Genomic DNA, 15,022 nt, shown 5'->3' on the forward strand with positions numbered 1-15,022 from the left:
GGTAGGCTCGTGCCGCCGAAATCAATGTGGAAACACCGCCGAAACACATCCACCAGATTGTCAAACGGCTTGCAAAACTGGCTCTGACGCAATCTCGATGCACAAGACCATCACAATGCACCGATCAGCCTGGCTTGCAGGAGATCTAGCTTTCCGCGCCCGTACATCTGGCGTTTGACGAGCTTGAGCTTGGTGATTTGACCCTCGGTCTGACCGTTGGACCACGATGAGGTAATCGCGGCGCGGACCGCAGCTTCGTCGTTGAGCACACCACGGGCGAAGGATGCGATAAGGCTCGATCGCGCGCGGAAGCCATGGCTCGAGGCTGGAGATGTCCTTGTCCCTGAGCATGGCGTGGAACTCGGCGACGAGCGTTCTAGCTTCTATCAAGGCTGGCACGCCATCCTCGACTGCGGCGACGATGATGGTCTCGGCCTTCGACAGCCTGTCGCGGTGCGAAGTCATCAATCGCGCGATGGTGCGGGCCGAAGGGACGCGCCGGAGGTTCTTGTCGTTGGCCTGCTCGGCTCGGCGCCGGCGTGTCGCCCACTCGCTGACAACCCGCCGTGAGCCGCGGAAGCCGCGCTGATTGATGCGCCGCCAAAGCTCGGTAGCATTGCGCAAGCCGGCGTCCCACTGCGCGTCGAGCCAGAGCAGATGGGCTTCGAGCGAACTTTCCCTGGTGCGGAAGATGTCCGTCCGCTCGCCTCTCACCACCAGCCGGACCAGGCCGCGGCTATGGCCTGTCGCTTGGCGATCTGCTTGAGTGGCACGCCTTCCTTGACCAGCGACATGATCGCAGCGTCGATATCGCGCCGACGCAAATAGCCCTCATACTGGATGCGCTCGGCCTTGGTGAGCAGCTCGGGCTTGATGCTGCCGGCACCGAGCACTCGGCGGATCCGGCGCATGGATTTGCGCACGGCGTCGAGGAAAGCTCGGCTGTCGTTCTCCATGAGGTGCCAGCGATCCGCCACCTGAGTGACGTGCGGCAACGCCCTGGCGGCCGCTTCGCCGTAGCCGCCACCACGGTCACGGGCGACTATGAAGATCGACTGATGGCGCCCGAGCCATGCCTCGGACGTCGCAGGCTCGCGATCCGGCAACAGCGTCAACGGCCGCCGTCGCTCCAGATCGCAGATAATCGTGCCGTAGCGGTGATTGCGGCGCCACGCAAAGTCGTCGATGCCGATCACCGCCAGTTGTTCTACCGGAACCTGCGCCCCACGGCGCACTACGCGAAGCAGAGTATCGTTGCTGACGGGCAGCATCAGCCTCTCGGCAAAGCTGGCAGCCGGTCGACCGCCGAGGGCGAGGCCGAGATGATGCACGATCCGCTCCAGCCGTGCCGTGCGTCGCGCCATCGGCGCAAGCACGTCCTGGGCGAACCGTTCGGCGAACACCTGCTGGCGGCAAAGCACCGCTTCGCACCGGAAGCGCCGCACGGTCACGTGCAGCTGGACGAGATGGCCAGAGAGAGGGAGGTCAGCGGGCCGTCTACAATACCGGCTGCGAACCCTGCGCGAGATCGTGCCACAGTTCGGGCATCGAGCCTCGGGACGGTCTGATCGAACCCAGAGGCTGAACTGATCAGCCTTCCTGATTCCATCGCTCAACGATGAAGCCTTTCGGCACCAGCTGACATGACCGAAGCGTTTGATTCATCGCGCTGATTCTTCCCGGAACTCAGCGCAAATCACCTGCGATCTGCATCAGAATTGATGATGTGGAACGGCCCTTCGAAGCGGCATCGAAGATGCCTATCGTGGTGATGTCTACCGCCACGAGACAGAAGGAACTATCCATGGAGAAGATTACCACGATCGGCCTGGATTTGGCCAAGTCGGTCTTTCAGGTCCACGGTGTTGCCGGTGACGGAAGGGTTGTCGTCCGTCGATCCCTGCGGCGATCACAGCTGCTAGACTTCTTCCGCGGTCTCGATCCATGCCTCGTCGGGCTTGAGGCGTGTGCAAGCTCGCACTACTGGGCGAATGCCATTGGGCAACTCGGCCATACGGTCAGGATGATGCAGCCGGCTTATGTGAAGGCCTACGTCAAACGCAACAAGACCGATGCTGCCGATGCCGAAGCTATTTGCGAGGCGGTAACCAGACCCACCGGTTCCGTTGCAAATTTTGGAGAAGGGGAAAGGCGACTTTCGTGTGGACACATTTCAGGCGGCGATTGCGTCGAATTGTTCCTTGAGCGAAGGCGCGGTGTTGAATGCGAAACGGGCTTGGCGCTTGCGCATCATGTGGACCATCTCGATGCCGGCCAGCGTGACGGCGGCGGAAGAGAATGACTTGAAGCCCAGCATCGGGCGCACCCGGCGCTTGATGCGCCTATGATCCTGTTCGATCCTGTTGTTGAGATATTGACTCCTGCGGATGCGGATCGCCATCAATGCCCGACGCGATCGATCCCGCAAACGGTGTTCAGCATCACAAGAAATGATCGCTTCCCGATTGGTTTGACTTCCGTCGATGACGATGCGACCAGGCCGGTCATGGCGCTGCAAAGCCCTGCGCAGGAACCGCTTCGCAGCTGGCAAGTCCCGATGTTCGCTGAACCAGAATTCGACGGTATCACCGACGCTGTCGACGGCTCGGTAGAGGTACATCCACTGACCGCGGACCTTGATGTAGGTTTCGTCCATATGCCACTTGCTACCGACAGTTCGCTTCTGCGATTGAAGCGCTTCAACAGCATGGGCGAGAAATGGACAACCCAGCGGTGGATCGTCGAATGATCGATGCTGATGCCGCGCTCGGCCATCATCTCCTTCAGATTCCGCAGGCTCAGGCCATAAGCCAGATACCACCGCACGCATAACAGGATGACTGATCGATCGAAATGGCGGCCTTTGAACATCATGAAATGAGCTCCGCAATTGGAGCCGCCCTCATGCCATCCGAGGCTTACCGGAAAGTTTGCAACAGAGCCGCTGATCTTGGCCCGCGCGATCCAGCGGATCGCGCTCGATACCCCGACTCCGAAGCGTGCCGCCGACTGACAGGCCGATGCCCCTTCATCCGAAGCCTAACGACACGCAACCGCAAATCCTCGCCATCGTCCACCTCCATCGAAGTGGACGTTGAATCACCAGCAACCATGCACGTCATCACAATCGATTCATCGATTCCCGCATGCGCTCTAGCGGCTACCTCATAAGATAACGTTATGTGCACAGATAATTTTTCTCGTTTGCAATTAAGTTTCCTTTCGTCACCTTGGGTGCGGAAGAACCGCTGGGACCACGCGACACAGGTGGATGTTATAGCCATAAGATCCGGAAGAGAAGACGTGCATTATTGTCAGGCGTTTGGCTCGCGATGATGTCTCTGCTCCTTGCTCCGGCGTCAATTAGCTCGCGGGCGGAACTGGCGACGAAGGAAGAATAGTTCGGTGACATCCGTTCTTAATCAATTCACATGCAACCTGAATTCGATGGAGGATCCAAATGCTGTCTGGCATTACAGTAGAACCAATTGCGGGTGCTTTAGGGGCGGAAGTCGGAGGGGTAGATCTGTCGAAGCCCTTAAATCAGGAAACGGTGGAAGCCATTAAAGAGGCCTTCAAAACACACCTTGTCATCTTTTTTCGAAACCAAAATTTAGATCTCGAACAGCAAAAAGCATTTGCGAGCAATTTTGGAATATTGGAAAAGCTTTCGTATGTAGAGACCATTCCAGGGCATCCGGAAATGTGGGAAATCATAAAGGAAGCGGATGAGCAAGTAAATGTAGGCGATAACTGGCATATTGATCAGAGTCACTTCGAAAAGCCGAATCTCGGATCATTCCTATATGCCAAGGACGTTCCTCCATACGGTGGAGACACGATGTGGGCAAACATGTATTTGGCATACGATACTCTTTCTGATCGCATTAAGACTTTGGTTGATAGATTAACGTGTGTCCACGTGCAGCAGAAGAGTGCAGCAAACCGTTCTATTAAATCTTTTAAACTCAAGCAACCTGATGCTCCGCCAGCTGTCGCCGAGCATCCTTTGGTACGCACTCATCCCGTTACAAAAAAGAAGAGCTTGTTTCTGCCGCGTGAAGGAGCGGGGACGTTCAAAGAGCTCAATGATGCAGAAGGTACTGCCTTGATGGAGATGCTTCAACGTCATGCGGAGAATCCCGATTTTTGCTGCCGTTTTCGCTGGAAGGTTAATTCACTCGCATTTTGGGATAATCGCTGTACCCGTCACAGAGTTACCGCGGACTATTTCTACAATTTGCGGCCAAATCAGCCACACCGAAGGCACATGCAGCGAGTATCCATAGTCGGTGATCGACCCTTTTGAAAACGCTCATGCGGGTTGCTGTAGGATGTTGGCGCGAGGTCGGTCGAGTAGGCGGCGCAAAGACAGGTGCATGCCGACGGAGATGAAGCCCGAACGACCGAGCGTCGCCACACCGTTCGCAGGGTCCTCAAACGCCGCGACGCAGCGCACAAATCCGGCGCCATCTCTGTATTGCGTTGCGTTGTCGGGTTGGTCGAGAGCGAAACCATTCATCTCGGGTTTTGCGTGCGAGCGGCAAAAGGGAAAGTGAGATAAATGTGAGATAACCAGCTTTGTTCAGAAATCCTCATGCCAAGTCTCTACGGATTGAACTGCTCCGGACGTCGCTGATCGCACAGAAGACCAAGCTGCATCTTCACGCGGATGACTACGCGCAGTCCGTCAGAGTTCGAGCAAATGTCCGTGAAGGCGCAACCCGTCTTGCTTGCGCATCTCAAGCGTTTGCCGCAGGTCGCTATAGACGTTCAATTGTGAAGCGGGGCCTCGTTCGCAGGCGTTGAAGTCGACTGCGCCGGAGTGCAATCGTTGTAGCGATCGCAATTTAGCTGCTCGTTGTTCGAGATTTCTAGATATCGCATGCCCGTCGAGAATATAGCCTAGGACGTCGAGAAATTCCTCCGTCGCCGAATTCTTTACCCTCTCGCCCAATGCGAAAAGCGTTACTCATATGTGGAGACGCTCTAGACAGGACTGTTCAGACAACGCGACCATTCTTCCTTCACGTTCCAACGCTGCGAAAAACGGCATCATGATCGACCGCCTGGCGACCCTGTCTCCATTTCAGCATGTGATATTTCGCTCCATCTGGATCGCCACTTTGCTGTCCAATTTTGGAGCCTTGATCCACACCGTCGCTGCAGCATGGTTGATGACAAGAATTTCCACTTCGGCGGATATGGTTGCCCTTGTTCAGGCTTCGGCCGCCTTGCCAATCATGCTGTTCTCGGCGGTATCTGGCGCGATTGCCGATAATTTTAATCGACGGAAGATCATGCTGGCTGCACAGGTTTTCATGCTTCTCACCTCTGTTTCCCTGACGCTGGCAGTCTATGCCGAAGCGATGTCGCCGTGGCTGCTGCTAGTGTTCACCTTCCTCATGGGCTGCGGGACTGCGCTGCACAATCCCTCCTGGCAAGCCTCCGTAGGTGACATGGTGCCAAGGTCCGAGTTGCCCGCAGCAGTCGCTCTCAATGCAACTGGAAACAATTTGGCGCGCAGCGTTGGCCCAGCATTTGGCGGCGCCATCGTTGCCACGGCTGGAGTTGCCCCGGCATTTCTGATCAACGCAACGAGCTATCTCGCGCTGATTTTTGTGTTGTGCCGATGGAAGCCTGCAATCACGTCACAAAGCCTACCTCCGGAGGCTTTAGGACCAGCGATCGTCGCTGGCTTTCGCTATGTTGCGATGTCACCCAACATCCAAAAAGTGCTGCTGCGTACGTTTATCTTTGGATTGACGGCGGTCTCGTTGCTGGCGCTCCTGCCGCTGGTCGCACGAGATACCCTTTCCGGCGACGCGTTTCTTTACGGCTTTCTATTAGGAGCATTTGGCGCTGGCGCTGTCAGCGGAGGACTTATCAGCGGCATCCTGCGACGGAAGCTTACTGGCGAGTGGATTGTCCGGCTGTCTTTCGCCGGGTGTGGAGTTTGTGCCGCCGCAATCGGGTTGAGCTCGTTTCCGTGGCTAACGGGAACTGCACTGTTGATCGGAGGGGCCTGCTGGGTGGTCACTTTCTCTCTATGCAATATCTCCATACAACTATGGACTCCACGCTGGGTCGTAGGGCGAGCGCTTTCGCTCTTCCATATGGCAGCTTTCGGCGGCATGGCTGCCGGAAGTTGGGTTTGGGGTATTGTAGCAGATTGGTACGGCCTGGAAACGGCTCTTCAACTGGCTGCCCTCACAATGGCCTTGGGAGCGACAATAGGACTCGGAAGACTTGCGCTGCCGGACCAGATGCAGCTCAATCTCGATCCGCTCAATAGTTGGCGAGAGCCGCACGTCGGATTTGACTTGAGGCCGCGCAGCGGACCAATCAAGATCATGATCGAATACATCATTGCTGCAAAGGACACGCCAGAGTTCCTGAACCTAATGGCGGAGCGCAGGAGAATTCGAAGGCGCGATGGCGCGCGGCGTTGGAATCTGATCCGAGATCTGGAGCATCCCGACCACTGGATCGAGAGCTATCAGGTTTCCACATGGATCGAGTATGTTCGATACACACAACGGATCACACACGCGGACGCCGTGATTGTCGAACAGATCAGACGTCTGCACAGCGGAAAAGAAGCGCCAACTGTTCGGCGCCTGATTGAGCGTACCCAGAGACGGCACGCCTCGGCCGTGCGGCCGAGCGGATGATCGATCCTCACCAATAAGATCGCTTTGTGCATCTGATAAGAAGAAGTGGCCGAGAATGCGCAAACTACTTCGAAGCCAATGGCCACGATGTCCAATCAGATCCAGCGTACCACGTGAACCTGGACTTGGATTTCGTTGCTCTTAGGCGGGCCATGCGCCCACATCGGGCTGGCCCCGCGTTCGCCACTGCGCATCTTCTGCGCCCTCGACACTGCCCCGACTTGGGGTCAGAGCAAGAGCAGTGCGAAATCGTACGTCGCCTTTATCAACCAAAGACAGTGATTTCATTGTGATTCACGACTTTCAGTGCAATTCTTCCGTCCAGGTAGTGAAAGGGGATCGGGATGTCTGAAACGATGGTGGTAGCGCTTTCCAACATTTGCACCGTTGAGGACATGATCGCGGCCTTCCGCGATGAAGATCATTGTCGGCGGCTGCTGGAAAGCATGGTGTGGTTGCATGGCAGGATCTGTCCCGCCTGCGGTTACAAGCGCTCGATCGCAATTGCCGGCCGGGATATGGGCAAGCGACCCGCACGACCGGGGCTTTATCAGTGCTCGAGCGGTGACTGCCGGTTCCAGTTCACAGTGACGACGCACACGCCGCTGCACTCCACCAAGCTTCCTTTGCGTGTCTGGCTGAAGGCCATATGGCTGATGCCGCAGTCGGACAAGGGCTTGTCCTCGGTGCGCCTCGCCGAGGCTCTCGGGGTGAGCCAGCCCACCGCTTGGTGGATGGGACATGCGCTACGCCTGATGGTTGCGCGCGATCACATGCTTGATGGCACGGTGGAGATTGACCATTGCCATCTCGGTGGCCGCCCAAGGAAGCATCCGGACGATCCGCCACCCGGACGAGGCCGAAAGGGTCAGCCGAATACGCAGAAAACGCCGGTCATGGCGATGGTGCAGCGGCCGAACGGCGACACGCCGGGCACTCCAGCCGGCGATGCACGTGGCGCGATTGTGACCGGCCTTTCGTTCCGCGGTGCGGAGCGCGTCATCGAAACGCAGATCACCCATGATGCCCGCTTGATGAGCGACGAGGCGAAAGCTTTCATGGCCATTGGTGAGAGTTTCGCCGAGCATGAGACCGTAAAGCACTCCAGCGGCGAATATGTTCGCGATGCGGTTCACGTCAATTCGGTCGAAGGGTTCAATTCGCGTGTCGCCGCACGATTGCCGGCGTTTTTTACCATATCAGCCCGCAGCTGTATTTCCATGAGATCGGCCTTCGCTGGTCGCAGCGCGTCGTCACAGGCAATGCCGTTCGCAAAACGCGGCATGGCCGCAAAACTATCCGGACCCTGTGGTCACGGATACCGCCGGCCCTGCAAATCATCAGCGTCTTTCGCACCGCCGTTGGACGTCAGATGCGCCGCAGCCAGGATGGCGGCATCATCATCAAATCAGCTGTAGCTGTTTTTGGTTGATAAAAGCGATGTCGAGCAGGTGCTGGTTCCCACGGTCGCGCCGGACGAGGTCGTCATCATGGACAACCTGCCGGCCCACAACGCCGCGGGCGTTCACGACGCGATTGAGGCGGCTGGCGCGAGGCTGTTGTTCCTCTCGCCCTATAGCCCCGACTTCAACCCCATCGAAAACGCCTTCGCCAAGCTCAAGGCGCTGCTGCGCGCAAAGGCAGAGCGGACCATCGACGCCCTCTGGAATACGGTCGGCTTTCTCGTCGATCTCTTCACAGCCGCAGAATGCGCAAACTACTTCAAGGCAGCAGGATACGAACCGGGTTAAACCGGACACGCTCTAGTTCGTGGAGACGGGTGCTCATGAAACACCTTCCGACCATAAATCAGCTCAAAGCCTTCGTCGCCGCTGCCCGGCTACAAAGCTTTACCGATGCCGCGCGCGATTTGTCTCTCACCCAGGCTGCTATAAGCACGCGCGTTCGCGACTTAGAAATAATTCTCGGGGTAAAGTTGTTCAACCGCAGTCCCAGTCTTAGCTTAACTGAGGTCGGACAAATTTATCTTCCAATCGCCTCCGATGTTGTTAAACGCTTGGAGGTCGGAACGCTACAAGCGATTGGTACCCAAAATAAAACTTTGCGTGTATTGGTGCCTCAAGCTATCGCCAGCCTTTGGTTGATCCCCCGTCTTCATAAGATCCGGGACAGGCAGAAGGAGACTGAAGTTGCCATAATAACATTCTTCAGTGGACAAGAGACGATTAGTGTTGACGACTTTCTCTCTCATAACGGTAGCGTTGCTATCGTAAACGCCCCGATAGAGAGTAACTTTGAAGGACTGCATGCCGAGTTCCTCGCCGAGGACTATGCCCTACCAATCTGTAGTCCAACCCTCGTTAAGGACAAAGCTGCCTGTCTTGCTGATCTGACTTTGCATCCATTGATCCATAATGAAAGGTGGCCGAATGCTTGGCGTGAATGGCTGGAGGCCAGCGGAATTGGCAAGATCGAAGCTGTGGAAGAGTTATGGCTGAGTCATAGCGGCCTTACTGTTCAAGCAGCGCTGAACTCCTTTGGTTGGGCAATTGCCCATGGGCCGCTTGTAGCCGACGATATTGAAAGCGGGCGGTTGGTTGCACCGTTCGATTTCATTCAACCTGTGCAGTTCGCCTACTTTGCTGTCTACCGGCATGATACTGAGCGGAGGGAGGCATCACGGATTTTCACTACCTGGGTGAAGGAGGAACTCAAGAACGGGATTGATACTCTACACAAAGAATATAGCGAATCGCTATATGGCCCAATGACCTCATAACTGTTCAAAAAGCGACAGCAAACCGAACAAAAGAAGAACACATTTATCTCTTGTCGAGAACTCCCGAACACGCCCCATGGCGGTGAACTCGATTAACGGCGGTTTCGGGGTTGCGGTAGTTCTGATTCTGTTGGTGGTAGTGACTGGGAGACCGCTGCCATGCCTGAGACTTCTATAAAGCCGCGGTTGCGCTGTTGCTGAACCATTTCGAGCTGATCGAGGACGATCGCGAGTCATGGCGGGCGGCACATCCGCTGCCGGAGGTGCTGCTGCTGGCGGTGTGCGGGACCCTCGCAGCCGGCGACGACTTCGACGACATTGCCGACTGAGGTGAGGACAATCTGGCCTTCCTGCGCCGCGTCTTGCCTATTATCACGGGGTCCCCGGCGGGCGCTGGCTGCGCATGCTGATGAACCGCCACGACCCGGCGCTGTTTGCCGACTGCTTCCAGTTCTGGGCGGCGGCGATGCGGCCGGACGTGCCCGATCTCGTGGCCATTGATGGGAAGACCTCGCGCGGCAGCCATGATCGCGGCCATGGGCGGGCAGCGCTGCATCTGGTCTCGGCCTTCGCCACACGTGACGCCTGGTAATGGGCCAGCAGGCGGCGGCGGAGGGAAGCTGCGAGCCGGAGACAATCCCACTTCTCTTGCAACGCCTTGCTGCGTACCTTCGTCGTCCTGTTCGGCAAACGCGTCGGCAGTTTCACCGACCGTGCCGGCGAGTTTATTGCAGGCGAACTCGACGCCTCGCCCGAGATGCGCTTGGTGGCCGAGACGCTGATGAAGGCGCGGGCCTCGATCCTGGAGCAGATCAAATGCTGGACCGACGCCTCTCCGCTGTCGCCAGAGCGACGCCGGTGGTGCGGGCTGTTCATGACCTCACCTGGCATCGGCGTGATTACGGCATTGTCGGTTGCCTCGGCGTTTGATGATGCCTTACGCTTCAGACGCTCATCGAGTGCGGGCGCTTGCTTTGGTCTCACACCTCGACGCTAACCGGCGTGCCCCTCACGACCCCAAACTGGGTCCTCTTTCGGCAAAAAGAAGGGGCCTAGTTTCCGATCATTGACAGCATAGTCGAGCAGGGTCTGCCGTCGCCGCCCTAAACACCTTCACGTCCAAGCACTGGATCATATCAGTAATTTGGGTTCGCCGATGTTGACGCAGGCAATCTGCACGTTCATGTCGGCCCGGTTGTGGGTCGGCATGCGCACATTCGTGAGAATGATCTGCCGTACCGTCTCGTTAATCTCGTCACGAAAGAAAGCCTTCTCGGAGGGATGCGGATGCCCTCCTGAAGTATCTAACGTGCGGCGCACCTGTAGCGGCGTCATAAGACAATTTTATTGGGCAGCAGAGATTTTCTCGTTTGCAATATCACCGCCCCTTCATCACCTTACCTTCGCCATCTGGATAGCTGTCGAAAGGAAGATCATGATGGGTGCCGGATCGATTGGAAGACGTGCATTGCTGTCCGGCGTGGGGTTAGCGGTAGTATCATCCCTTTGTGGCCCAGCCGTTGCGCAGCAGGGTGCAACATTGAATGAGGGAGTTTGGCGTTCCATTTCCGCCATGTCGAGCCTTGAGCGCACTGCCAAGCTCGTAGAGGGCGCGGCACAAGAAGGCGACATCGTGGTCTATGGGGTCCTAGGTATCGACCGGGCGCAGATTCTAACGGAGCATTTCAAGAAGCTGTATTCCAACTTGAATATCTCGTTCGTACGGATGACGACGGCACAGATCGCGCAGAAGCTGCAGGCTGAGCGCGATGCGGGGAGCATAAGCGCAGATATTATCATTTATGATCTTATCCTCACCGATCGGTTGAAGGAATTTTTGGCACCGTACGAACCGGTGAGTTGGGACGACTTCGATCCCCGATTCCGCTATGGTAGCGCGGCCGAGGGTTGGACCGGCCTGGTGTATGAGATTCTTCCCTATGCGATCGCTTGGCGTACGGACAAGGTTCCGCTCGATAAGGCGCCTCGTAGCTTCCAAGCTCTGATCGACGGGGATTGGAATGGCCGCGTCGGGTCGATACTTAACATGGAACCCATCGTTGACGGTTTCCTCCAAATCTACGGCGACCAGGAGGGTATGAAATGGGTAGAGGCGCTCGGAGAGTTGAATAGCGTCCTATACCCCAGCATCGGCGCTCTGTCGGGTGCGCTGTCGTCGGGCGAGATCGATATAGCATGGAACATTGGTGCCTACCGCGCTGCGCCTCTAAAGGCTTCAGGCGCGCCAATTGACTTCGAGTTCGAGAATCCGACCTTCGCGACCGGTCTTTCGGTGAGCATCGCCAAGGGTTCTTCGCATCCCTACGGTGCCGCGTTGTTCATGGAGTACCTGACCGATGCGAAGGTGCTTGAAGTCTTGGACCCCTTGGAGCCGGGCCGGGCCTTCGCCAATCGTGCCGGGAACTATACCAATAGCATTATTGACTTTGCGAACCTGCATATGCAGAGACCGCTCACAGATGAGGATATGGGCAAGTTAAGCCCCATTGTGGAGAGGACTTTCCTGCGTAGGTGATCACTCATCCTACTGTTTGTTTGGTCCGTCGGTTTCCAGCTCGAGGTTAGCGCGGGCTTAAGAAATACTTGGGCCCGGGCGATACGAATCTTCCCCATTGAAAATATGTCAGTCGCCTTCTGGAAGAGGGCCGCATTGAAACGGATAGCGCCATGCGACGTCGAACGCTGAAGACAAGTGAATATACTAAGCAGAATAAGGACTGACGTTCCTGCAGCATTACCGAATGGAGAATGTTATGAAGTTGGCTACGTACTTTGATAACGGTCCTAAGTTGGGCCTCGTTGACAGTAGTTATATTTGGGATCTGCGATCTCTGACTTCCTTGTATTTGTTCGAGAAGGAGCGTTTACCCAATTGTCGGGAGATTGCGGAGGCACTGGTTCCGCACGATATGGCGATGTTCATCCGGATTCACCACCAGCGCACAGGATACTTTCGCGATATGCTGGAAGTCGCCAAACAGGAAGAGTGGTCAGGGTTGTCGCAAGCCGTCGACTCCGTGAGATTGCTGCCGCCGGTGCTTGCACCGGCGCGGCTGGTCGGATGTGGGAGCTCCTATCGAGGATACTTGGTCGAGATGGGCTACAAGCCCACGGAAGGACGTTGGCCGAAAGACGTTAAGATGTCTTTCCTCAAGCATCCGAGCGCTTTAGTCGGCCACAACGAAACAATTTTCTTTCCTGAGGACAGCAAGGAATGGGACTACGAGAATGAACTTGCCATCGTGATTGGCAAGTTATGCTCTGATGTTTCCGAGCGCGACGCAGCCAACTATATCTTCGGATACAGCATCTTCAACGATGCGTGTGTGCGCGACCTGCCTTCATGGACGAACGGGCTGGATTCGCCACACGGAAAAGCAGGAGACTTTTGTGGTCCTTGTGGGCCTTGGATCGTGCCAGCGGAGTTTCTCGGCAAGGACCCGAACAATCTGGATTTCACAACGCATGTCGATGATGAACTTCGGCAGAAGAGCAATACCTCAGACATGCTGTTCCCGGTAGAGCGGTTTGTTGCCGCGGTTTCCCGCCACATCCGCCTCGGGCCTGGCGACATCATCATCACCGGCAGCACCAAGGGAAATGCGCATACAACTGGAAAATTCCTCAAGGTCGGGCAAGTCGTCCGATGCGAAATGGAGCAGATCGGAGTCCTCGAAAACATGATCGGAAAAAAGAAGTGGAAGTCCGTTCTGGAGCCACTTCCGGAGATCGCCTAGTTGGGATGAACTGACGGCAAAGCCGTCTTCTCGGACTCGAGAAAGAATCACGTCATGGCATTCGGTGTAAAACTTGGGAACGCAAAGTCGAACTGGCAACCCAACGCGGCGTCCCGCCGAAAAACTGGCGCCGGCCTAACCTCCAAGCGATTATTTCTCGGGGTCGCTCTTGCCGGCGTGATCGTGTTGATCGGTCCGCCGGTTGTCGGGCTGATATTCGGAAGTGTCGTCAAATACAGCGCTAGTACCGGTGTCGTCTCGTCTGGCGACGCACTGATAGCGGCCTATACGGACGGGAAATATTATCATTCTTTGTATAATTCTGTACTTCTGGCCACGATTACCGCAACCCTCGTCACTTTGCTCGGCGGCGTAATCGCTTGGCTCGTTGAGCGAACAGATGCTCCACTTCGCCGCTTTTCTCAGCTTTTCGCGCTCATTCCCATACTCGTCCCTTCCGTGCTGTTCGTCACGGGTTGGATTATGCTGCTCGGGCCAAATAACGGCATGCTCAACGCGGTGTTCACAGAGTACTTCGGCTTTGATCGTGACCCATTCGACATTTATTCGTTTAGTGGAATGGTTTGGGTGAGCGTCCTGCAGGAACTACCGCTGGCCTTCCTATGGCTCAGGCCCGCCTTTCACGCGATGAACCCGGAACTGGAGGAAGCTGCTTTAGTAGCTGGTGCGAACGGTACGATCGTGGCTCGCAAAATTACAGTACCGCTGCTCATTCCCGCGATTTCCGCTGGCTGGCTGATCTTCTTCATCCTCTCGCTGGGATCTCTGATGGTCCCGCTCCTGATAGGCTTGCCGGGGAGGATGTTCTTCTTCTCGACTGAAATCTACCTGACGATTTATCGCTACCCGCCCGACCTCAACCTTGCTAACGCCTTGAGTTTGATCTATCTGGTAGTAAGTATCGTCGGTATGTTTGTCTACCACCGGGCGACCGCGGACTCTAAGAAGTTTATCACTGTGACTGGTAAGGCCTTTCGGCCCCGGATAACCCGGATCGGCAAACTCCGGTGGCCCCTTGCCATTTTGATTGGCACTGTTCTGAGCTTGGGCACGGGACTCCCCATGTTGGTGTTCCTTTGGAACGCCTTCATGCAGTTTCCGCAAGTACCTTCAATCCAGAGTCTACAGTATCTTACGCTTGACAATTTCTCGGCGGCGCTGAACTACGGACCGGCAGTGCGTGCGCTCACAAATAGCGTGTTGTTGGGATCGCTAGCGGGCGTGATCACTACCATGATTGGGATGCTCATATCTTGGATCATCCTTCGCTTCGATCGCCCGCGGTGGCTACTGATCATTCTTGATCAGATGGCGACGCTGCCTGTGGCGATGCCAGGTCTCATCGTCGGCGTCAGCTTCATGTGGGTATATTTGTTCGTGCCGTTTCCCATCTACGGTACATTGTGGATCCTGCTGCTGGCCTACATAACACTGTTTTTGCCGTACGCGGTCCGTATTTGCTCCGCAGGACTTAGCCAGTTGCACCGCGAACTCGAGGAAGCTGCGTTCGTGAGCGGGGCGCGCTGGACCTCCGTTTTTTTTCGAATCGTAGTAAAGATCATGATGCCGAGCTTGTTAAGCTCGGCAATATTCATCGCACTGAGGGCATTTCGGGAATATTCGGCGTCTATATTTTTGGTAACAGCAGGTACCGAGGTGTTTTCCGTTATTGTTCTTGACATGTGGGAAGGTGGAAACTTCGGCCTTCTCTCGGCCTACGTGACGATGGTCGTAGCGCTTCTAGGTGGCATCGCCTTCCTTTTGATGGTTTTGTTTTCGCGGTTGGATCGGCAAGTACTCTATAAGATTTGATGTCTAAACAAGGAAAC

At 56.0% G+C, this 15,022-nt stretch carries 11 protein-coding genes and 4 pseudogenes; 12 read left to right on the forward strand and 3 right to left on the reverse strand.

The window, feature by feature from the left end:
- Positions 1-110: 110 nt before the first annotated feature.
- Positions 111-1,665: pseudogene (locus M9924_20225) on the reverse strand (ISL3 family transposase).
- A 139-nt stretch (positions 1,666-1,804) separates the two neighbouring features.
- Here M9924_20225 and M9924_20230 point away from each other — a divergent pair.
- Positions 1,805-2,119: pseudogene (locus M9924_20230) on the forward strand (transposase).
- 54 nt (positions 2,120-2,173) lie between these two features.
- On the opposite strand, the gene M9924_20235 reads toward M9924_20230, so the two are convergent.
- Positions 2,174-2,871 (reverse strand): IS6 family transposase gene (locus M9924_20235; protein ID MCO5066716.1). Its coding sequence is split into 2 segments (ribosomal slippage): positions 2,174-2,685 and positions 2,685-2,871, totalling 699 coding nucleotides; the frame shifts between segments, so codons are not numbered across the junction.
- A 589-nt stretch (positions 2,872-3,460) separates the two neighbouring features.
- Between M9924_20235 and M9924_20240 the strand changes: the two genes are divergently transcribed.
- From M9924_20240 to M9924_20275, 8 genes and pseudogenes are all read left to right on the forward strand, one after another.
- The gene (locus M9924_20240; protein MCO5066717.1) at positions 3,461-4,309 is read left to right on the forward strand and encodes a TauD/TfdA family dioxygenase; all 849 of its coding nucleotides are present in this window, start codon (positions 3,461-3,463) and stop codon (positions 4,307-4,309) included.
- A gap of 748 nt (positions 4,310-5,057) precedes the next feature.
- On the forward strand, positions 5,058-6,674 hold the full coding sequence (locus tag M9924_20245) for an MFS transporter (GenBank protein ID MCO5066718.1): 1,617 nt from the start codon (positions 5,058-5,060) through the stop codon (positions 6,672-6,674).
- Between the two features lie 344 nt (positions 6,675-7,018).
- Positions 7,019-8,106 (forward strand): annotated as a pseudogene (locus M9924_20250) (IS1595 family transposase).
- A gap of 1 nt (position 8,107) precedes the next feature.
- A pseudogene (locus M9924_20255) lies at positions 8,108-8,425 on the forward strand (transposase).
- A gap of 35 nt (positions 8,426-8,460) precedes the next feature.
- Positions 8,461-9,414 carry a LysR substrate-binding domain-containing protein gene (locus M9924_20260; GenBank protein MCO5066719.1) on the forward strand — a complete coding sequence of 318 codons (954 nt, stop codon included), beginning with the start codon at positions 8,461-8,463 and terminating at the stop codon, positions 9,412-9,414.
- A 194-nt stretch (positions 9,415-9,608) separates the two neighbouring features.
- Positions 9,609-9,743: a transposase family protein gene (locus M9924_20265; protein ID MCO5066720.1), complete on the forward strand. Its 135-nt coding sequence runs from the start codon at positions 9,609-9,611 to the stop codon at positions 9,741-9,743.
- A gap of 74 nt (positions 9,744-9,817) precedes the next feature.
- Entirely contained in the window at positions 9,818-10,006 is a 189-nt protein-coding gene (locus M9924_20270; GenBank protein MCO5066721.1) for a hypothetical protein, read from the forward strand.
- A 66-nt stretch (positions 10,007-10,072) separates the two neighbouring features.
- A complete protein-coding gene (locus M9924_20275) occupies positions 10,073-10,411 on the forward strand; it encodes a transposase (protein ID MCO5066722.1) in 339 nt (112 codons plus the stop codon).
- Between the two features lie 134 nt (positions 10,412-10,545).
- Here M9924_20275 and M9924_20280 read toward each other — a convergent pair whose 3' ends face one another.
- Positions 10,546-10,749 (reverse strand): hydantoinase B/oxoprolinase family protein, encoded by a 204-nt coding sequence (locus tag M9924_20280; GenBank protein MCO5066723.1) that lies wholly within the window; start codon positions 10,747-10,749, stop codon positions 10,546-10,548.
- A 103-nt stretch (positions 10,750-10,852) separates the two neighbouring features.
- On the opposite strand from M9924_20280, the gene M9924_20285 reads away from it, so the two are divergent.
- The 3 genes from M9924_20285 (at position 10,853) to M9924_20295 (ending at position 15,005) form a co-directional block, all read left to right on the forward strand.
- The gene (locus tag M9924_20285; GenBank protein MCO5066724.1) at positions 10,853-11,950 is read left to right on the forward strand and encodes an extracellular solute-binding protein; all 1,098 of its coding nucleotides are present in this window, start codon (positions 10,853-10,855) and stop codon (positions 11,948-11,950) included.
- Between the two features lie 238 nt (positions 11,951-12,188).
- Positions 12,189-13,172, forward strand: coding sequence for a fumarylacetoacetate hydrolase family protein (locus M9924_20290; protein ID MCO5066725.1), 984 nt, complete (start codon positions 12,189-12,191; stop codon positions 13,170-13,172).
- 54 nt (positions 13,173-13,226) lie between these two features.
- Entirely contained in the window at positions 13,227-15,005 is a 1,779-nt protein-coding gene (locus tag M9924_20295) for an iron ABC transporter permease (GenBank protein ID MCO5066726.1), read from the forward strand.
- Positions 15,006-15,022 lie beyond the last annotated feature (17 nt).

This window comes from Rhizobiaceae bacterium, assembly GCA_023953835.1.
Taxonomy (GTDB): Bacteria; Pseudomonadota; Alphaproteobacteria; order Rhizobiales; family Rhizobiaceae; genus Mesorhizobium_G.

Bases quoted from the DNA above. Each gene is read 5' to 3' on its own strand.
- M9924_20290 (MCO5066725.1), top strand. From the start codon at position 12,189: ATGAAGTTGGCTACGTACTTTGATAACGGTCCTAAGTTGGGCCTCGTT.
- M9924_20260 (MCO5066719.1), top strand. From the start codon at position 8,461: ATGAAACACCTTCCGACCATAAATCAGCTCAAAGCCTTCGTCGCCGCT.
- M9924_20240 (MCO5066717.1), top strand. From the start codon at position 3,461: ATGCTGTCTGGCATTACAGTAGAACCAATTGCGGGTGCTTTAGGGGCG.
- M9924_20245 (MCO5066718.1), top strand. From the start codon at position 5,058: ATGATCGACCGCCTGGCGACCCTGTCTCCATTTCAGCATGTGATATTT.
- M9924_20270 (MCO5066721.1), top strand. From the start codon at position 9,818: ATGCTGATGAACCGCCACGACCCGGCGCTGTTTGCCGACTGCTTCCAG.
- M9924_20285 (MCO5066724.1), top strand. From the start codon at position 10,853: ATGGGTGCCGGATCGATTGGAAGACGTGCATTGCTGTCCGGCGTGGGG.
- M9924_20280 (MCO5066723.1), bottom strand. From the start codon at position 10,749: ATGACGCCGCTACAGGTGCGCCGCACGTTAGATACTTCAGGAGGGCAT.
- M9924_20295 (MCO5066726.1), top strand. From the start codon at position 13,227: ATGGCATTCGGTGTAAAACTTGGGAACGCAAAGTCGAACTGGCAACCC.